Genomic DNA, 18,569 nt, shown 5'->3' with positions numbered 1-18,569 from the left:
GCGACGGACGGCGGCAACCTCGCCAGGACCTCGATCATCATGCCGGGTGACCTGGACGGGAGCGCGGGCGTCCTGCCCGCGAACCTGCAGGAGGACATCGCCGGCGCCGCCGGGGCGTAACACCGGGGGGGGGGGGGGCGCCCCCCCCCCCCCCCCCCCCCCCCCCCCCCCCCCCCCCGGCCCCCGCCGCCGGAGCCCCCGGAGCCGCTGGAGCCCCCGGAGCCGCTGGAGCCCCCGGAGCCGCTGGAGCCGCCGGAGCCGCGCCGCTCACCGCCGCCGTCGCCACCACTGGCCCGCCGCCCGCCGCCCGCACCCCGGCCGCCGGACGCGGGCTGCCCGACCTCGTCGTCCAGCCGCAGCGTCAGCGAGATCCGCTTGCGCGGGATGTCGACGTCGAGGACCTTCACCGTCACGATGTCGCCGGGCTTGACGACCTCCCGCGGGTCGTTGACGAAGTTCTTCGACATCGCCGAGACGTGCACGAGCCCGTCCTGGTGCACGCCGACGTCCACGAACGCGCCGAAGGCGGCCACGTTCGTCACCGAGCCCTCCAGCGTCATCCCGGGGACCAGGTCGGCCAGCGTCTCGATGCCCTCGGAGAACGCCGCGGTGCGAAACGCCGGCCGCGGGTCGCGCCCCGGCTTCTCGAGCTCGGCGAGGATGTCGGTGACCGTCGGCAGGCCGACGGTGTCGTCGACGAAGTCGGTCGGCTTCAGGCCCCGCAGCACCGCACCGTTGCCGATCAGCGAGGTCAGCTCGCCGCCGGTCGACGCGAGGATCTGGCGGACCACCGGATACGACTCGGGGTGCACGCTGGAGGCGTCCAGCGGGTCGTCCCCGCCGGGGATGCGCAGGAAGCCCGCGCACTGCTCGAACGCCTTCGGCCCGAGGCGCGGCACCTCCCGCAGCGCCTCCCGGCTGCGGAACGGGCCGTTCGCGTCGCGGTGGCGCACCAGGTTCTCGGCGAGGCTCGCCCCGATCCCGGACACCCGGGTCAGCAGGGGCGCGGACGCCGTGTTCACGTCCACCCCGACGGCGTTCACACAGTCCTCGACCACCGCGTCCAGCGACGACGACAGCCGCGTCTCGGACAGGTCGTGCTGGTACTGGCCGACGCCGATCGACCGCGGCTCGATCTTGACGAGCTCGGCGAGCGGGTCCTGCAGCCGGCGGGCGATCGACACGGCGCCGCGCAGCGAGACGTCCATCCCCGGCAGCTCACTCGCCGCGTACGCCGACGCCGAGTACACCGAGGCGCCGGCCTCCGACACGGTCACCCGGGTCAGCGACAGCTCGGGATGGCGGCGGATGAGGTCCTCGGCGAGCTTGTCGGTCTCCCGTGACGCCGTCCCGTTGCCGATCGAGACGAGGTCCACCCGGTGTTCGGCGGCGAGCTTCGCGAGGGTGGCGATCGAGTCGTCCCAGCGCCGCGCGGGTACGTGTGGGTAGATCGTGTCGGTGGCGACGACCTTGCCGGTCGGGTCGACGACGGCGACCTTCACCCCCGTGCGGTAGCCGGGGTCGAGGCCCATCGTCGCCCGGCTGCCGGCCGGGGCGGCGAGCAGCAGGTCGCGCAGGTTCGCCGCGAACACCCGCACCGCGGTGTCCTCGGCCGCCGTCCACAGCCGCATCCGCAGGTCCACCCCCAGGTGCACCTGGATGCGGGTGCGCCACGCCCAGCGGACCGTCTCGGCCAGCCAGCGGTCCGCCGGGCGGCCCTCGTCGGAGATGCCGAAGGTCGCGGCGATGCGCGCCTCGTAGTCGGTGGGGCCGGCGGGAGCGGGCGCCTCGGGGTCCGGCGGGGTGTCCGGCTCGAGGGTGAGGTCGAGCGCCTCCTCCTTCTCGCCGCGGAACAGCGCCAGGATGCGGTGCGAGGGCAGCGAGGTGAAAGGCTCGGCGAAGTCGAAGTAGTCGGCGAACTTCGCGCCCGCCTCCTCGCGCCCCTCCCGCACCCGGCTGACGAGCACCCCGCGCGACCACATCCGCTCGCGCAGGTCGCCGATGAGGTCCGCCTCCTCGGCGAAGCGCTCGACGAGGATCGCCCGGGCGCCCTCCAGCGCGGCGCCGGCGTCCGCGACGCCCTTCTCGGCGTCGACGTAGCCCTCCGCGGTGGAGTGCGGGTCGAGGCCGGGGTCGCCGAGCAGCGCGTCCGCCAGCGGCTCCAGCCCGGCCTCCCGGGCGATCTGCGCCTTCGTTCGCCGCTTGGGCTTGTACGGGAGGTAGATGTCCTCCAAGCGGGCCTTCGAGTCGGCCGCGAGGATCTGCGCCTCCAGCGCGTCGTCCAGCTTGCCCTGGGCGCGGATGGACTCCAGCACCGCCGCCCGCCGCTCCTCCAGTTCCCGCAGGTAGCGCAGGCGCTCCTCCAGGGTGCGCAGCTGGGTGTCGTCGAGGGTGCCCGTCACCTCCTTGCGGTAGCGGGCGATGAAGGGCACGGTGGCGCCCCCGTCAAGCAGATCGACCGCCGCCGTCACCTGCCCCGGGCGCACGCGGAGTTCCTCGGCGATCCGCTGATGGATGGACTGCTGCGGGACAGATGTCGTCGTCACAATCCTTGATCCGCCTTCTCGTCTTCGTCGCCTGCCGTGCACTGTCGCTTGCTCTGGGCGGTCGCCCGTCCGGGACGCGTCCGGACGTACGTGTGCGGCGTCCGGATCCGCGCCAACTGCGAGACTACGGGTGATCACTCCCTGCCTCCCGGCCGGGCGGGGGTGCGATCCGTGCCGCGCGCCCGCGGGTGGGGTGGGCGACGGGCACCCGGTGTGGGCCTGGCCAGGACGTGGGGCCCGTTCGGGCCAGGCCGGACCGCGATCGGTAGTCCGATGTGATCCGATGTGATCCGTACGGTGCGATTGCGTTGCTGGGCATATCCCATTGGTTCCACATGACCTATGATGTGCGCGTGTGCATGGGGTGCGGAGCCGCGGGGGCGGGACGGCCTTATTCCTCCTATTCTGGCGATGGTCCAGCCGTGTGCGGCCGGACCACGCGGGTGCAACCGGATCCGAGATTGCGGCGCCGGGTGACGTGGTGAAACGGGAGAGCCCACTGGCTGTGGCCACGGGTTCCGCGCTTGCTTCGGCCGGTGCCGACGGTATTCGGCATGAGGCATTTCTGTATCGCGGTGACGTCGGATTCCTCAGCGCCACCCGAGATTTTGTCCTCGCTGGTCTCGCGGCTGACGAGGACGTGCTCGTCGTGCTGCCTCCGCAGCGGACCGCGCAGCTGCGCGCCACCCTCGGCCGGGCCGTGAAACGCGTGGAATTCCTCGATCTGGACGAGATCGGCCGCAATCCTGCCCGCCTCCTCCCGGCCTGGCGGGAGTTCGTCGAGCGCGGTCTGACCAGTGGCCGGTCGATGCGCGGTGTCGGGGAGCCGGTCCGGCCCGAACGTTCCGCGCCGGAGCTGCGGGAATGCCTGCTGCACGAGGCGCTGCTCAACGAGGCCTTCGTCGGGCCGCCGAGCTGGCGACTGCGCTGCGTCTACGAGGCGCCGGCCCTCGACCCGGACACGGCTGAGGGAGTGTGGCGTACCCATCCGGTGGTGGTGGACGGCGGGTTCGCCCGGGCCAGCACCCGGTGGCGGGGCGAGCAGGCGTGGGCGGACCCGTTCGCCGAGCGCCTGCCCGATCTGGGCCCGCCGGCGGCCGAGCTCGCGTTCGGCCCCGCCGACCTGGGGCTCGTGCGGGCGGCGGTCACCCACGCGGCGCGGGGCGAGGGCCTCGACTCCGATCGCGTCGACGATCTCGAACTCGCCGTGCACGAGGTGGCCACCAACAGCGTGCGCCACGGCGGTGGCCGGGGAACCGTGCGGTTCTGGTCGGCAGCCGGCGACCTGGTCTGTGAGGTGACCGACGCGGGTCTGGTGACCGACCGGCTCGCCGGCCGGCGGCGCCCGGACCTCGAACTCGGCGGCGGGCGCGGCCTGTGGCTCGCCAACCAGCTCTGCGACCTCGTCCAGCTCCGCTCCTCCGCCGCCGGCACCGTCGTGCGCATGCACATGGCGGGAGGACGTGGGTGACCTCGGGGGAGCGCACCCGGGAGGGCCGCGGCTCGTGGCCGGCGGACGGGCGGGGCGGCACGCTGGCGCCGGCCGGCGACGGCCCCGGATCGGCCGGACCTGGCCGCTGCTACGGCATCGGCGCCGGTGAGGCGCCGCCAGCCGGCAGCACCGACGGCGACGTCCTCGCCGTCCGCTCCGCCGTCACCGCGATCAGCCGGGCGCTGAACTGGCATGGCGGCCCGGGCACGCCGGTGCCGACCGACGGCCGCTTCACCGCGGCGACCAGGGCTGCCGTCGTCGCCTTCCAGGAGAAGCTCGAACCGACGATCAACCGGGACATGTATCTGCCCGCCTCCGAGCACAGTCCGCCCGGCTTCGTCAACAAGCAGACGTCCTACGCGCTGTTCATGCCGATCGCCGACCGCTACGCGCTGAAGTACACGGTGCCCCGCGGGCTGCTGCGCGGCATCACCACCATCGAGAGCAACTGGGACCCCGGCGCGGTCGGGTACTGGACGAACTCCGACTACGGGCTGTGCCAGTGGAACACCACGCTGCCCGACATCACCACTGCCCGCGCGCTCGACCCCTTCTGGGCGCTGGACTCCACCGCCCGCATGATGCGCGAGCGGTACGACTCCGACCGGTGGGGGCACAACTGGCTCTACGTCATCGCCGCGCACAACGTGCCGACCTGGGCCGCCCAGTGGGCTCAGGGCCAGCTGTCCGCAGCCAACCCCGACGATCGGCCGAAGCTCGACCGGATGAACGGCTATGTCAGCAACGTGCTCGCCCGCGTGTGGTGACGCGCCGCGTGTGGTGATGTGCCGTGTGGTGATGTGCCGTGTGGTGACGTGCCGCGAGTGGTGACGCGGCACGCCTGGTGACCGGTCGGCTCAGCCGGCGTCGGCGGCGACCCGGTCGATGACGGCGGTGTGCAGCCGGCGGATGCCGATCGGCGCGAAGATGCGCTCGAAGAAGCCGCCGACTCCGCCCGCGCCGTTCCAGGTGGTGGTCGCGGTCACCGTGCTGCGCGCCGGCGTGGGGCCGGGCGCGACCAGCCAGCTCGTCCGCAGCGAGGAGTTCTGGTCCGCCTCGACCAGCGTGTTCGGCTCCGGGATGGACACCGTCGCGTCGATGTCGCGGACCCGGCTGCGGGTGGCCTGCAGGCGGTAGGCGATCCGGCTGCCCGCCCCGGTCCCACCGGCCACCACCCGGTACTCGGACACGTTGTCCGGCCACGACCGGGCACGCACACCCTGGTAGTCGGCGAGCCGCCCGAGGATCTGCTCGGGCGTGCCGGCGACGTCGCGCCGCACCACCACCCTGACCTGTGCCACCACTGTCCTCCTGCCTCCGGCCACCACCACGCCGCGGGCGGCCGCACCGCCCGCCGTCCGCACCGCCAGACTCGCATGCTCCCGCCCCCGGTCGCTCCGGGGCCGCCCGAGGTGCGAAGCTCGATTACTCAGAGTTACATTGCGGGGGACGTCGGCGGCGGCCCGAGGCGCGCCGCAGCCATCCGGGCTGAACGGGGGCAGGCCGATTTCTCGTGCGCGACCAGGCCGTTCGCGGGCCGTCGGAAACGTCGCCGTCTTCTTCGCCGGCGCGGACCCGCGCGCGGTCGGCCCCCAGGACCGGCCGAAGTTCGTCACCGCCGGTGCGCTGATGATGCTCACCGCCGGCCTCGCGGTCTACGCGGGAACGACGGTCGCCGCGATGGGCCTGCGCCGCTCGACGCTGGGGGCCCTCCCCTTCGGCCTGTTCTACGCCGCGGTGATCTACTTCCTCGACCGGTCGGTACTGCTGTCGCCCCGCCCCTACGTCCCCGGCCCGGACGGGACGGTTCGCCTGGGGCGATCCGGCGCCGCCACCGCCGTGCGGATCTTCCTCGCGGTCTGCGCGGCCCTGCTGGTCGGCGAGTCGCTGCTGCTGCGGATCTTCGCCCCGTCCATCGCGCCGCGCGTCGCCCAGATCCGCCAGGAGGATCTCGGTCGGGTGATGGGGGACTGGGATGCCAACCAGCTCGGCGAGCAGCGCGCCCTCGGTGCCGACCTGGCAGCCCGCCAGCGCGCCCTCGGCGTGGCCCACGGCCTGGTCACCGCCAAGACCGCCGAGGTCAACTGCCAGCTCACCGGCGGTGACGGCTGCCTCGGCGGTCGGGGTCCGGTCTACCGGATCAAGCTCGGTGAACTCGGCGCGGCGACGGCCGCGGTCATCGCCGCGACCCGCGAACGCGACGTCGCCCAGACCCGTCTGGACACCTTCGACCGGTCCCGGGACGACCGCCGGGAACGGTTCCGCGACCAGCAGGTCGCCACCGTCGACGCCGCCGACGACCTGCTGATCCGGGAGAAGGCGTTCTGGCGGCTGACCACCGCCGACCGCTCGGTGCTGCTGTGGCGCCTGCTGCTGACCCTGCTGCTGCTCGGCATCGACCTGGGCCCCCTCACCTTCAAGCGGACCCTGGAGCACACCGCCCTGCGCCGCGGCGAGCGGCTCGCCCAGTGGCGCGGCGAACAGGCCGACGAGGTCGACGCCCGGCAGATCGGACAGCTCGCGCGTCGCCGCGGCGAGCTCGCCACCGACCTCGCCGACGGCGCCGACGTCGGGGTGGGCGAGCGGTATGCCGCGTACGTGCGCCGCCGCGACGAGCTCGGCACGTCGCTGCGCGCCGACGCCGACCTCGCCGACGCCGAGGTGGCCCGCGAGCAGATCCGCGTCGACCGGGACAGCCGTGTCCGTGACCTGCGCATCCGCTACCGGGTGCCCGACCCGGCCGGGCCCGGCGACCCGGCCCGCTCCGGCAGTCCGGCCGGGCCCGCCGCCGCCGTCCCGCCGGCCGCCGTCCCGCCGGCCGATGTCAACGTCATGCGTTCCCCGGAACGCGACGGCTCCTGATCCGACCGGCGCGACTACGCCCGGACGCGCGGGGTCTGTCCCACGCGCGCCCGGGCGCTTCGGGCCGGGTCAGCCGGCGCGGCGCGCGGCTCGATGCCGACGTCGCAGCAGGGCCGTCAGCACGGCGAGCAGTGCCGCGGCGGCGGCCGCCAGACCGGCGGCGCGCGGGTTGTCCGACGCCGTGCGGCGAGTGGCGCTGACGGCGCCGGCGGCACCGTCCCGCGCCTGGTGCACCTTCGCGGCGACCTGCGGATGCGCCTCCAGCTGCCGGTGCACGGTCTGGGAGGCGGAGCCGGCCGCGCTGCCCGCGGTGTCGCGCGCCCGGGCCGCCGTGGCCGTCACCTGTGGGTGCGCGTCGAGCTGGCGGCGGACAGTCGACTTCGCCTGGTCGGCGGTGTGGCGGGCCTTCTCGGTCGCGCTGCCGGTCGTCGCGGCCACCTTCGGCCGCACCGACTCGGTCGCCGAGCTCACCCGCCGGCGCAGATCCTGCGCGGTGCGCCCGGCGACACGGTGCGGGCTGACCCGGTCGGAGAGCTCGTCGAGGTCGGTGCCGAGCCGGGCACGGGTGGCCTCGATGTCGGACCGGATCTCGTCGGGGCTGGTGCTGGTCACTGTCCACCTGGCCTTTCTGTCGGTCTGGGCACTAGTGACGCCGGCTCTGCGCCCACTGGACGTCCTCGCGCAGCGTCTCGACGGTCTGCGTGGGGGCGGGGTGAACCTTGCGGACGGTCACCCGGCCGCTCAGCGCCAGGACGGCGGCCACCACGGCGAGCGCGACGCCGACGATGAGGGCGGCCCAGCCGAGCGCCATCACCTCGCCCAGTCCGAACATGACCGCGAGCAGCACGAACAGCAGCGCGAAGTAGCCGGCCCCACCGGCGCCCGCGAACATGCCCGCGCCCTTGCCGGCCTTCTTCGCCTCCTCGCGGATCTCCGCCTTCGCGAGCGCGACCTCCTGCCGGAACAGCGTGGAGATGTCCGTGACGACCTCGGCGACCAGGTGCCCGGTTGATTCCCGCTCCTCGGGACGTGCCGCGCCGCCGCCCGTCGCCGGGGCGCCGGCGGGCGCGCGCAGCACCTGGGGCGACTCGCCCGGTGGGGCGACGCCCGCCCCGCCCCGGTACGCTGTGGTATCGTCCGGATACGGTTCTGTCAAGATCGCCCGTTCTGTACGGTTTTCCTTGTGGTAGGTGCTCGTCATGGGGTTCTCCTCGCGGTTCTCCTGACGGGGCGTCCGCGTGGCGGCTCCCGTGGGACAGCGTGTGGTCAGCGGAGTTCCCGCCCGTGAGCCGCTTAATCACGCCTGTTGGGGTGCCTGCGGCGAAGTGCCGCTTTGATCCGTGATGCGGCACTCCGCTCGTCGGCGCGCCCGCGGGCGCGGAACCGGTAGAGCGTGGCGATCGCGACCAGCAGCAGGATGGCCAGGACCAGCCACTGCGCCACGGTGAGGAGCACCCTGCCGGGGCCGCTGGCCACGTGATGCGTCAGCGGCGAGCCGCCGGCGGTGATGCCGCCGAGGATCAGCACCGCCACGAGCAGGCCGCCGAGGCTCATGACCACCGCCAGGGCGCGCAGCCGCACCGGCCCGCGGGTCTCCTCCTGCTCGACGGCGGCGCCGCGCCGAGCGACGAGGCGATGGCCCAGGAGCGCGGACGGATTCATGACGATCTCCCCTGCCGTCGTGACATGGCGGCAGATGTACCCGTCCGGCCCTGGCCAACCCACCTGCGCCCGAGATCGTCACACCGGTGTGACGGCGAGTCGGTGTTCCTCCGGAGGGTTCTCGGTGCGACTCAGTCGGTGCGCTCCTGGGGGGAGGAGTGCTCCCAGTCGGCGAGGATGGTGCGAATGCCCGTCACCAGCAGCAGCGGCCGGTCGAGCATCACGTGGTGGCCGGCCAGCGGAATCTCGATGACGGGGGCGACCCGGCCGAGCAGGTTGTACATCTGCACGCCGATGTCCGGCGTCAGCAGGCCGTGCTCGGCCCGGAACAGCGCCACCCGGCAGTGCACCTTGCGTAGCACCTCGGGCGACGGCGTCCGGTTGCCGAAGACCTTCGGGTCGAACTTCCAGGTCCAGCCGCCCTGCACCGAGCCGATCGAGCCGCGGGCGATGTGGTCGAGGATGAACGGCAACGAGCTCGGCTGCTCGGGCACGGTGCGGAACCGGGCGAGCGCGTCCGTCGCCGTCGGGTAGACCCGCAGCGGTCCGAACGCGGTCCGCTCGCGGGCGGCCCGCTCCTCGGGAGTGAACTCCTGCACGGGGGAGTCGACGACGACGATGCCGGCGACCCGATCCGGGTACTCCGCCGCCGTCGTGATCGTCACCCAGCCGCCCATGCTGTGCCCGATGACGATCGGCGGCGAGGTGACCCCGGCGTCGTCGATCACCCCGATGACCTCGGCCGCCCAGGTGCTCAGCGTGTAGTCCTCGCGGCGGTCGCTGTCACCGTGCCCGGACAGGTCCACCGCGATGACCCGGTACTCACGCGGGATCATCGGGGCGATGTGGTCCCACCACCCCGCGTGCGCGGCGCCGCCGTGGACCAGGACGATCGCCGGCAGCCCCGCCTTCCCCCAGGAGCGGTAGCTGATGCTGGCGCCCGCGACCTCGGTCTCGTGCCGCTGCGGGCGACTGTCAATGGCGGCCTCGAACCAGGCCGGTGCTTCGTCTTCCATCCCAGGTCTCTGCCGTTCGGTTCGTCGGACGGGCCGATATGGTCGCCGGCCGGGTCGGCCCGCGACATGTCCCCCCCAGATACAACACCGACCATGCCCACTTGCGGTCGTTCCAGGGCAGGTTGTCGGATGGACGATGGCGCGGCCGGGCCAGCCCGCACACCTCCGTGATGCCCACGTCGCGCCCCCGCGATCCGGCGCGACCGCGAGCGGGACGGCCCAGGTGGGGACGATCAGGTGGCCGCGGCGCGACGCTCGCGACCGCGACCCCGGCGCGGGCGGGACGGGCCCGGCGGGGTCAGAACATGAAGGTCGACGTGATGATCGCGCCCTTTCGGGAGTAGTGGGTGACGCAGTCCTGCAAGTCGAGCGGATGCGCGGGAATCACCCCGAGAATTATATCCTCCTCGCGCAGGCCGTGAAGTGACAATCCGAATCGGCACACGTACACCTTCCCTCCCTCGCCGATGAAGGTCTCTATCTGGTTATTGATGTTCTGCCCGCCCGGGAACGCCGATTCGCCGGTGTGCGGAAAGCCCCGGGTGGCCATCGTGTTCATCGCGCCCGGCCCGTGGAAATAGAGCACGGTCTCGAAGCCCTTGCGTAGTGCCCGGGTAGCCTGCAGGATCGCCACGAAACTGACGGACGACTCGTGTGCGATGCCATGGACGAGGGCCAGCCAGGACTCGCCGTCGAGGGCCTGGTAGTCGGGGAAGATCTTGGTCGAGCCGTACAGGCTGGTGCCCTGCGCCAGCGCCGGATGGGGAACCTCCGCGAGGCTGCGCCGCTCGTTGTCGGCCAGCCGTGCGTCGTCGGTCAGTGGCTCGCCGCCGACCGGCGGTTGACCGTGGCGGACTCCCCGCCGCTCGTCCTCGGTCAGATCCACGGACATGCTCCATCTTCGCCGCTCAGCACGGAATGCAGTCAAGCACCTCGCTCATTCCCGTGCGCGCGGAACGGAACGATCCCGGGCGCGTCCCGCCGCTCGGGGCCGGGGGCCTGGTCCGTGCCGGACAAGGGAACAAGAAACCCGGATAAATTGTCTGTTTCCTGATACTGAATGTGCGCCTTGGCCCTGATCCAGGGGAGTTCGCGACCGCCCGCTGGGATGCTGGCAGTGTGCGCTACGCCCTGATCGCCGACCTGCACGGTGCCTCGAAGGCCCTGCGTCGGGTGCTGGCCGCCGCGGCCCGCGCCGGCGTCGACGAGGTCGTCTGCCTCGGTGACTACCTGGAGGCGAAGGTCCCGCGCCGCCTGCACGACCCGTCGCGGCACTGGCCGCTGCCGGCCGTCGTCGATCCCGACCCGCAGCTGTGGTCGAGTCTGGCCGGCCTCCGGCTGGTCCTGGGCAACCAGGAGCAGCGCATTCGGGACCTGCTTCGACCCGAGCAGGTCCCGGCGGAGCTCGCGGCCATCCTGGCCGCCCCCGAGCGGATCCGGCTGGCGGATCTGGTCGGACTGCACGGTCACCAGATCCGATGGACGCTCGCGGGGGACGCGGCGATGCCCGGGCCCGCGCTCGCGTCCGGGGCCGGGCCCGGACGCGTCGGCGGACTGCTGGTGCCGGTCGCCGCGGACGTCCCCAGGGTCGCGGCGGTGGTCGTCGGCCACACCCACCAGGCGGCCGCCTTCGAGATCCGCTGGCCCGGCGAGGCGCCGGCGGCGGGCGCCGGGGTGGCGGCCGAGCCGGTCGTGCGCGTGCTTCCGATCGAGAGGGGCGAGCCGCTGCGGCTGCCCGCGAGCGCCGGTCCTCCTGTCGCCCGCACACTGCTGATCAACACGGGGCCGGCGCGGGGGCGGCCACAGCACTGGTTGCTCTACGACACGGAGAGTGGCGAGATTTCTTTTATGGAGATCATTCGACCGCCGAAGCAGCACCGATAAGCACGGTCAGCCACCAGATGGCAAGGGGCGAATGAGGGGACCTTGGTCCTGTCGCCTCCGACAGATGGGGGTCGTAGACTTTAGTCAGTCCCGATGGAGCTCGTACCTGCGTTCCCCCCGTACGCCAGGTGATGTGGCTTCATCGGGACTTTCTGTGTTCAGAGTTCTCCGGTCCGCATTCTGCCGCAGGTGATGCGCGGGGCCGCGCGCAACGCCCCGAAGCCCGCCGCCGCATCGTCCCGCCGCTTGCCGGGCCCGTGGCGCCGCTCACTCCGCGGGGGTGATTCCCCGCCGATGGTCGCGTGGCCATGGGCGCGCGGCTCGCCCCGTGCGGGCCGGGGCCGTCCGGTCCGCCACCACCGCGTCCGCGCACTTCCCGCCACCGTGATCAGACTGCGGTGCGGGCGTGAATCGCCCCACGGCCGTCCGTCGGCGCGCCCGCCGCGGAGGTGCGCGAGCGCGGACCCGGACGCTCGAGCGGGTGCGTTCCGGCCGCCGGCCGCCCGGTGCTCGCGGAGGGTGACGGGGTGACGCGCAGGGTGCCCGAGGCGCGACGATGCAGGTCGCCCGGCCCTGACCGTGCCGGGCGAGGCCGAACGGCACCTGCCGCGCCCGGCGTCGGGAGTGGCAGTGTGCCAGGTCACCATGCCGGCCGCCGGGCGGTTGTTCCCAGTGCTCCAGGAAGGTGACGTGACCGCTGCGTGATCACTGTCCGTTCCGGAGTGCGTGTTCCTTGGTGTCCTGGCCCATGGCCGCAGCGTTGTGCGTCGCTTTGGCGACAGGCTCGGCTACTTTCGGATAGATGTGAGATGTTTCGTAGGTAACCGCTGTGGGCCGTGACCGCGCTGCCGCCCGGGATCGCTAGCCTGTTTTGGGCATGTACCGACAAAGCCGGTCGTTACATCCGGACGAGTTGGAGGGGGCGCGGTGGCGCCGGCGGGATGCCGGCGAAATCCGGGGTCGAGGGTCGCGCGGATCGCGGCTACCGAGGAGTTCCGCGACGTGACGTGGGCGGGGTGCGGACTTCCGTGATCCCACATTGCGGCTGGGCCGCGGTGGTGGGTGACCGGGGGGTAGGCGTCGGCTCGCCGTTGCGCGGCGGAGGCCCGGACACAGTGCCCGCTCACGCGGATAACTCGGAAGGTAGGGGTGAACAGGTGCATGTCCCCGCGGCGCGCATCGTCTTCTCACCGGAGGATCGCGCGGAGATCGCGTCGGCCACGACCGAGATCCTTTCCACCGGTGCGATGACCCTGGCCGCGCACACCAAGGATTTCGAGGCCGCATTCGCCGCGGCTCACTCGGCACCGTTCGCGGTCGCCGTGAGCAGCGGTACGGCCGCCCTGGAGATCATTCTTCGCAGTCTGGACGTTCAGGGTGCGGATGTCGTCGTTCCCACCAACACATTCGCGGCGACCGCGTTCGCCGTTCTGCGGGCCGGAGCCACTCCGGTGTTCGCGGATGTGAATCCGGACACCCTCGCGTTGTCGGCCGCCACCGTCGAGGCGGCCCTCACCCCCCGCACGCGGGCGGTCGTGCTCGTCCATATCGGCGGCCTGATTCCCCCGGACGTCGGAGAACTCGCGCGCCTGTGTACGGACCGGGGCCTCGCCCTGGTCGAGGACGCGGCCCACGCCCATGGCTGCCGGCATGGCGGCACGGCCGCCGGCTCGTTCGGCATCGCGGGCTCCTTCTCCTTCTACCCGACGAAATTGATCACAAGTGGCGAAGGCGGTATGATCGTCACCGCTGACGAGGCCATCCACGAGGCCGCGCTTGTCTACCGGGACCAGGGCAAGGCGGGCTTCCTCGGCAACACCCACATCCGCCAGGGCTACGCCTGGCGCCTGAGCGAGATGCACGCGGTCACGGGCAAGGTGCACCTGCGCCATCTGGACGAGTTTCTCGCGAGGCGCGCCGCGGTCGCCGCCCGCTACGACGACGCGCTCGACGCTCTCGACGGCGTGAGCCGGCTGCGACTGCCCGCGGGCGACGTCTGCAACTACTACAAGTACATCGTCCTGCCCCGCCCGGGCATCGACCGGGCCCGTCTGAAGAAGGAGCTCAAGGAGCGGTATGGCGTCTCCCTCAGCGGCGAGGTCTACGAGGCGCCGCTGCACCAGCAGCCGGTCTTCAGCGACTACGCGGGCCGCTCGCTGCCCGTCGCGGAGGACATCTGCGCCCGGCACGTCTGCCTGCCGCTGCACTCCGACATGACCGACGCCGAGGCCGACCACGTGACCACCTCCTTCGCCGCCGCGCTGGCGAGCCTGGACCTGGACAGGTGAGCATGAAGATCGCTGTTACCGGAGGATCCGGGTTCATCGGCAGTCACGTCGTCGACCGGCTCCTCGACGCGGGCCACGAGGTCGTCTCCCTCGACGTCGACACGCGGCCGAGCGACCCGCGGGCGACCAGCCTCGCCGTCGACGTGCTCGACCTGCCGGGGCTGACCGCGGCGCTGCGGGGCGTCCAGGCCGTCTTCCACATCGCGGGCATGTCCAACGTGGACTTCGCCTATGCCGACCCGGCGCGCACGGTGCGCCTCAACGTCGAGGGCACCGGCAACGTCTGCGAGGCGGCCCGGCAGGCCGGCGTCGGCCGGGTGCTGTTCGCCAGCACCGTCTGGGTCTACGGCGCGGTCGGCGAGCGGGCCGACCCCACGCCGCTCACCGAGGACGCCGAGATCACCCTGGGCCGCGCCGGACACGTCTACACCTCGACGAAGCTCGCCGCCGAGCTGCTGCTGCACAGCTACCAGCAGACCTACGGCCTGCCGTACACGATCCTGCGCTACGGCATCCCGTACGGCCCGGGCATGCGCGACGAGCTGGTGCTGGCCCGCTTCGTCCGCAAGGCGCTGGGCGGGGAGTCGCTCACGGTCGCCGGCGACGGCCAGCAGTTCCGCAACTACGTGTTCGTCCGCGACCTCGCCGACGCCCACGTGCTGGCCCTGCGGCCGGAGGCGGAGAACACCACCCTCGCGCTGGAGGGGGCCGAGGCGGTCAGCGTGCTGGAGATGGCCCAGGCCGTCTGCCGGTACTTCCCCGGGACGGCGATCGAGCACGTGCCGGCCCGGCCGGGCGACTTCCGGGGCCGGGAGGTCTCGGCGCGCCGCGCGCTGGACCTGCTCGGCTGGCGGCCCACCACCCCGTTCTCCGACGGGGTCCGGCAGTACATCGACTGGTACCTGGCGAACCGGCGGCCTCCGGCGCAGGCCGTCAAGCCCGCCGACGACCTCGACGTCACCACGGCGTCGTCGGAGTAGTTCATGGCGCAGATCGGCGGTGTGACGGTGAGCGAACCATCCGAGGGCGGCGGCCCGGCCCAGGCCGGGAACCGAACGACGGCACAGGCAGGGGGACCGGTGGTGGCAGGCGGGCCCGACGGCGGCGTCGCGCCGCCGCGGGCCTCGACCCGGCGCGGGTCGGCGCTGCTGCTGTCCGGCTCGCTGGGCATGGGGCACGACGTGATGGCCGAGGCGTGCGCGGACTCGCTCGGCCGGCGCGGGTTCACCGCCCGCACGGCGGACAGCCTGCGCATGCTCGGCGGTCGCAACGGCGCCCGCGGGGAGAAGGTCTTCCGCGGGATGATCGCCGTGCCCGGCCTGTACGACGCGGTGCACTTCTCCCAGATGCGCACCGGCGGTCGGCTGGCCCGGATGATCGAGCGCACGTCGAGCAAGTACGTCGTGCCGGCGCTGCGTGAGGAGCTCACCGCCACACCGACCGATCTCGTCATCTCCATCTTCGCCACCGGGGCCGCGGCGACCAGCCGGGTCAAGCCGGAGTTCCCCGGCCTCGTGACGGCGGTGTTCTCCACCGACTGCTGCGTGCACCGGCTGTGGGTGCACGAGAACACCGACCTCTTCCTGGTCACCTCGCAGACCGCCGCCCGCTACGTGCGGCGGTTCGCGCCGAACGCCCTCGTCTCCGTCGTCCCGACGCCAGTGCGCGAGCCGTTCTACGACCCGCCGACCCAGGAGGAGGCGCGCGCCGCCCTCGGCATCCCCGCCGACGCGCCGTGCGTGCTGCTCATGTCCGGCTCCTGGGGGCTCGGGCCGCTGGTCGAGGGCGCGGCGGCCATGGCGGCGGCCGGCATCTACGTGCTCGCCGTCGCCGGGCGCAACCGGCAGCTCGCCGCGAAGCTGACCGCGCTGGCCGAGCGGCAGCACAAGGTGATCCCGTTCGGGTTCACCGACCGGGTGCCGACCCTGATGGCGGCCAGCGACCTGGTCGTCACCTCGTCCGGGGACACCTGCAGCGAGGCCCGGGTGATCGGCCGCGATCTGCTGCTCATCGACGTCGTGCCCGGTCACGGGCGGGACAACCTGCAGAAGGAGCTCGAGCGCGGGCATGCCGAGGTGACCAACACCGACCCCGTGTCGCTGACCCGCTCGGCGCTGGCCTGCCTCGACCGGGTCAAGCCTCCGTCGGACCGGGTGGCGATCGGGCCGCAGGCTTGGGAGCAGGCATTCGGCGCCGCGCTCGCGCAGATCGGGTTCGGCGCCCACTGGTGAACCACGACATCGCCGCGCGCTGCCCGCCTGGCCCGGGATGCTCCGCGCGTCCGCCGGTGTTGACTCGCTTTAGTGTCGTTGTCACCGGCCGGGATCCCGGCCGCCGGCCTCGGACGGGGCGGATGACGCGTGCGCAGGGGTGGGTCGACGCTGGGATGAACGAGACGACGCGAGTGCGGTCGACGTGAGCAGGGCACTGCTGGTCGGCCTGCCGACCGCGATGGTGTCCGCGGGGCTCTACGGAGTGGCGCCGCTGGTGCAGGCGCGGGCCGCGCGTCGTGAGGAGGAGAGCGCCGGGCTCGGGCTCGGGCTGCTGGCCCACCTGGTGATGCGGCCGCTGTGGCTGCTCGGCCTGGGTGTCGAGGCGGCCTCGTTCCTGCTGGAGGTCTACGCGTTGTCGGTCGCGCCGGTCGCGATGGTCGCGCCGGTGATGGCCCTGGACATGATCGTGTTCACCCTGCTGGCGCAGCGGGTGCTCGGCGAGCGGATCAGCCGGTTCGGGTGGTCGGGCGTGGCCTCGATGGTCGCCGGCGTCGGGCTGCTCGCCTTCGCCTTCGCCGGGCGGGCCGAGGTCGGCTCGGCGGCCAGCAACAATGACCTGTTCGCGTTCCTCGTGCTCGGACTGGTGTTCGCGCTGCTGTGCGCCTTCGTCGCCAACGCCGCCGCGGGCCGGGACGCGGTGACCGGGGCGGCGCTCGGGTTCGGCGCGTCGGCCGGCGTCTGCTACGCCATCGCCACCCTGGCGACCCGGCAGATCGGCCTGGCGGTCAACGAGCGGCGGGAGGGGCACTCGACCCTCGTCGACCTGCTCACCACGCCGACCCCGTACGTGCTGGTGCTCTTCTCCGTGCTGGCGCTCGGCCTGCAGCAGCGCGGGCTGCAGGGACGTGCCGCGGTGATCGCCTTTCCGGTCACCAGCGGGGTGTCCGCCTTCCTGCCCGTGACGCTCGGACTCACCCTGTTCGACGAGCCGGCGCCGGACGGCGGCCAGCGGTTCGCCTTCGTCATCGCGATGGTGATGGTCGCCGCCGGGATCGCCGCGCTCGGCCGGGACCGGATGGCCGCCAACCGCTCGGTGGACGAGCTGGAGGCCGCCGCGTCGGCGCCGTCCGCCCGGGCCAGGGCAGGCGGTGTCGGCGGGGACGACTCCGCCGCCATGGACTCCGCCGCCATGGACTCCGCCGCCATGGACTCCGCCGCCATGGACGCCGCCGGTCCGTCGGCCGGCTCGGGTCTCTCGGAGGGCTCCGGTGCCGGGAGCGGCTCCGGGAGTGGCTTGGGCGCTGGGAACGGCTCCGGTGTGGGGAACGGCTCCGCTGCCGAGAACGGTGCCGGAAGCGGTGCCGGCTCGCTGGATGGTGCTGGCGGGCCGGGCGGGCGGCCTGTTCCCAGTGAGGCGCCGGACTGGGCGCGTCGTGGCTCCGGCGAGGCGTGGAACCCGTCGCGTGGTGAAGGTGGACAGAGCCCCGCGCTGCGCGAGTTCGGCTGAGCCGACGCACCGTACGGCGGGTCGATCCGCCAATGGGGCGAACCCGGCCGAAGGCATACTCCCGATTACGGGGATGACAAGATCTCGAACTGATAGTGACTTGACATGTGCTTTCGGTGAGATAGTCGTCGTGGCCGGCCGCCCGGGTTCACCCCCCGATCGCCCGGGCGCCCGGCCGTCTCAACCTCTCCCGGCCCGCACTCCCGCGGGTCACGCGCTCTCGCCGCCTCGCCTCTCTGTGAGGCACCCGAAAGCGATCGTGGTCGGCGCGCTGGGCCGCGTCGTGAGTTGTGGCTCGGCCTTCTGGTAGACGCCGGCACCAGCGAATGATCATGGATTCGGGCGCGCGGTGGGGCGCAGCATCGCCGGGTGCAGCACGCCCGCGTCGCCCCGGCGGTACAGCTCCGCGGGGCGGCCGCCGTCGCGGGTGGTGAAGCGGCCGGTCGGGACGAGGAAGCCGGCCGTGCCCGTCACCTTGCGGTGGAAGTTGCGGGGGTCCAACCGGCCGCCCCAGACCAGCTCGTAGATCCGCCGCAGCTCCGCGACGGTGAACTCCGGCTCGCAGAACGCCGTCGCCACCGCGCTGTACTCGAACTTCGCGCGGGCCCGTTCCAGACCGTCCCCGAGGATCGCCTGGTGGTCGAACGCCAGGCCGGGCGGGTCGCCGGCGCCGGCCACCGGCGCCCAGCGGCTCGCGGCGGCGTCGGTGCCGGCGACCGGGGCCTGGGAGAGGGGCGCCAGCGCGAGGAAGGCCACCGTGACGACCCGCCCGCGCGGGTCGCGGGCGGGCGCGCCGTAGGTCGCGAGCTGTTCGAGGTGCGCGGGGCGGCGGCGCACACCGGTCTCCTCGGCGAGCTCGCGCACGGCGGCCTCGGCGAGGTCCTCCTGCGGGCGGACGAACCCGCCGGGCAGCGCCCACCGGCCGCGGAACGGCTCGATCCCGCGCCGGACCAGCAGCACGCAGAGCTGGTCGTCGCGGACCGTCAGCAGCACGAGGTCGACGCTGAGCGCGATCGGGACGACGTCGACAGGCAGGCCGGGGCTCGCCGCGACGGCCGCCGGGACGCTTCGGGATCGCATGGCAGGACCATATCTCGTC

General features: G+C 73.0%; 16 protein-coding genes. 8 read left to right on the top strand and 8 right to left on the bottom strand.

Features of this window, described 5'->3' with window-relative positions; genetic code table 11:
* The coding region (locus AC6EXY_RS19855; protein WP_499842385.1) for a Tex family protein at positions 1-2,546 on the bottom strand (2,546 nt) is incomplete at its 3' end.
* A gap of 505 nt (positions 2,547-3,051) precedes the next feature.
* Between AC6EXY_RS19855 and AC6EXY_RS19850 the strand changes: the two genes are divergently transcribed.
* On the top strand, positions 3,052-4,017 hold the full coding sequence (locus AC6EXY_RS19850) for a sensor histidine kinase (protein ID WP_243408187.1): 966 nt from the start codon (positions 3,052-3,054) through the stop codon (positions 4,015-4,017).
* Entirely contained in the window at positions 4,014-4,805 is a 792-nt protein-coding gene (locus AC6EXY_RS19845) for a transglycosylase SLT domain-containing protein (protein WP_101836504.1), read from the top strand. The genes AC6EXY_RS19850 and AC6EXY_RS19845 overlap by 4 nt, the downstream gene beginning before the upstream one ends.
* A gap of 90 nt (positions 4,806-4,895) precedes the next feature.
* On the opposite strand, the gene AC6EXY_RS19840 is transcribed toward AC6EXY_RS19845, so the two are convergent.
* Positions 4,896-5,339, bottom strand: a complete 444-nt coding sequence (locus AC6EXY_RS19840) for an SRPBCC family protein (RefSeq protein ID WP_101836503.1) — start codon at positions 5,337-5,339, stop codon at positions 4,896-4,898.
* 139 nt (positions 5,340-5,478) lie between these two features.
* Between AC6EXY_RS19840 and AC6EXY_RS19835 the strand changes: the two genes are divergently transcribed.
* On the top strand, positions 5,479-6,900 hold the full coding sequence (locus AC6EXY_RS19835) for a DUF4407 domain-containing protein (RefSeq protein ID WP_423748182.1): 1,422 nt from the start codon (positions 5,479-5,481) through the stop codon (positions 6,898-6,900).
* Positions 6,901-6,969: 69 nt separating this feature from the next.
* Here the strand turns inward: AC6EXY_RS19835 and AC6EXY_RS19830 are convergent, their stop codons facing one another.
* The 5 genes from AC6EXY_RS19830 to AC6EXY_RS19810 all read right to left on the bottom strand — a co-directional run bounded on the left by AC6EXY_RS19830 (position 6,970) and on the right by AC6EXY_RS19810 (position 10,380).
* On the bottom strand, positions 6,970-7,512 hold the full coding sequence (locus AC6EXY_RS19830) for a DUF3618 domain-containing protein (RefSeq protein ID WP_101836502.1): 543 nt from the start codon (positions 7,510-7,512) through the stop codon (positions 6,970-6,972).
* 31 nt (positions 7,513-7,543) lie between these two features.
* Positions 7,544-8,101, bottom strand: coding sequence for a phage holin family protein (locus AC6EXY_RS19825; protein ID WP_207770620.1), 558 nt, complete (start codon positions 8,099-8,101; stop codon positions 7,544-7,546).
* Positions 8,102-8,193: 92 nt separating this feature from the next.
* The gene (locus AC6EXY_RS19820) at positions 8,194-8,562 is read right to left on the bottom strand and encodes a hypothetical protein (RefSeq protein WP_115538044.1); all 369 of its coding nucleotides are present in this window, start codon (positions 8,560-8,562) and stop codon (positions 8,194-8,196) included.
* 131 nt (positions 8,563-8,693) lie between these two features.
* Positions 8,694-9,578, bottom strand: coding sequence for an alpha/beta fold hydrolase (locus AC6EXY_RS19815; RefSeq protein WP_101836501.1), 885 nt, complete (start codon positions 9,576-9,578; stop codon positions 8,694-8,696).
* A 298-nt stretch (positions 9,579-9,876) separates the two neighbouring features.
* Positions 9,877-10,380 carry an MSMEG_0572/Sll0783 family nitrogen starvation response protein gene (locus tag AC6EXY_RS19810; protein ID WP_499817736.1) on the bottom strand — a complete coding sequence of 168 codons (504 nt, stop codon included), beginning with the start codon at positions 10,378-10,380 and terminating at the stop codon, positions 9,877-9,879.
* Between the two features lie 260 nt (positions 10,381-10,640).
* Between AC6EXY_RS19810 and AC6EXY_RS19805 the strand changes: the two genes are divergently transcribed.
* From AC6EXY_RS19805 to AC6EXY_RS19785, 5 genes are all read left to right on the top strand, one after another.
* Positions 10,641-11,462: a metallophosphoesterase gene (locus AC6EXY_RS19805; protein ID WP_499817723.1), complete on the top strand. Its 822-nt coding sequence runs from the start codon at positions 10,641-10,643 to the stop codon at positions 11,460-11,462.
* 1,157 nt (positions 11,463-12,619) lie between these two features.
* On the top strand, positions 12,620-13,750 hold the full coding sequence (locus AC6EXY_RS19800; RefSeq protein WP_101836498.1) for a DegT/DnrJ/EryC1/StrS family aminotransferase: 1,131 nt from the start codon (positions 12,620-12,622) through the stop codon (positions 13,748-13,750).
* Positions 13,751-13,752: 2 nt separating this feature from the next.
* Positions 13,753-14,730: an NAD-dependent epimerase/dehydratase family protein gene (locus tag AC6EXY_RS19795; RefSeq protein WP_101836497.1), complete on the top strand. Its 978-nt coding sequence runs from the start codon at positions 13,753-13,755 to the stop codon at positions 14,728-14,730.
* A 3-nt stretch (positions 14,731-14,733) separates the two neighbouring features.
* Complete coding sequence (locus AC6EXY_RS19790) at positions 14,734-15,981, top strand: MGDG synthase family glycosyltransferase (protein WP_101836496.1); 1,248 nt, start codon at positions 14,734-14,736, stop codon at positions 15,979-15,981.
* A 184-nt stretch (positions 15,982-16,165) separates the two neighbouring features.
* Entirely contained in the window at positions 16,166-17,470 is a 1,305-nt protein-coding gene (locus AC6EXY_RS19785) for a DMT family transporter (protein WP_499817724.1), read from the top strand.
* Between the two features lie 330 nt (positions 17,471-17,800).
* Here AC6EXY_RS19785 and AC6EXY_RS19780 read toward each other — a convergent pair whose 3' ends face one another.
* Positions 17,801-18,550 carry an NUDIX hydrolase gene (locus AC6EXY_RS19780; RefSeq protein ID WP_101836494.1) on the bottom strand — a complete coding sequence of 250 codons (750 nt, stop codon included), beginning with the start codon at positions 18,548-18,550 and terminating at the stop codon, positions 17,801-17,803.
* Positions 18,551-18,569: the final 19 nt, after the last annotated feature.

It is taken from the genome of Frankia sp. RB5 (assembly GCF_059816245.1).
The sequence above is the reverse complement of the archived record's forward strand: the minus strand, read 5'-3'. Positions and strand labels throughout refer to the sequence as shown.

What these genes read in the sequence shown, in the direction of transcription:
- AC6EXY_RS19825 (WP_207770620.1), bottom strand. Translation starts at nt 8,101, where the DNA reads ATGACGAGCACCTACCACAAGGAAAACCGTACAGAACGGGCGATCTTG.
- AC6EXY_RS19820 (WP_115538044.1), bottom strand. Translation starts at nt 8,562, where the DNA reads ATGAATCCGTCCGCGCTCCTGGGCCATCGCCTCGTCGCTCGGCGCGGC.
- AC6EXY_RS19815 (WP_101836501.1), bottom strand. Translation starts at nt 9,578, where the DNA reads ATGGAAGACGAAGCACCGGCCTGGTTCGAGGCCGCCATTGACAGTCGC.
- AC6EXY_RS19795 (WP_101836497.1), top strand. Translation starts at nt 13,753, where the DNA reads ATGAAGATCGCTGTTACCGGAGGATCCGGGTTCATCGGCAGTCACGTC.
- AC6EXY_RS19790 (WP_101836496.1), top strand. Translation starts at nt 14,734, where the DNA reads ATGGCGCAGATCGGCGGTGTGACGGTGAGCGAACCATCCGAGGGCGGC.
- AC6EXY_RS19780 (WP_101836494.1), bottom strand. Translation starts at nt 18,550, where the DNA reads ATGCGATCCCGAAGCGTCCCGGCGGCCGTCGCGGCGAGCCCCGGCCTG.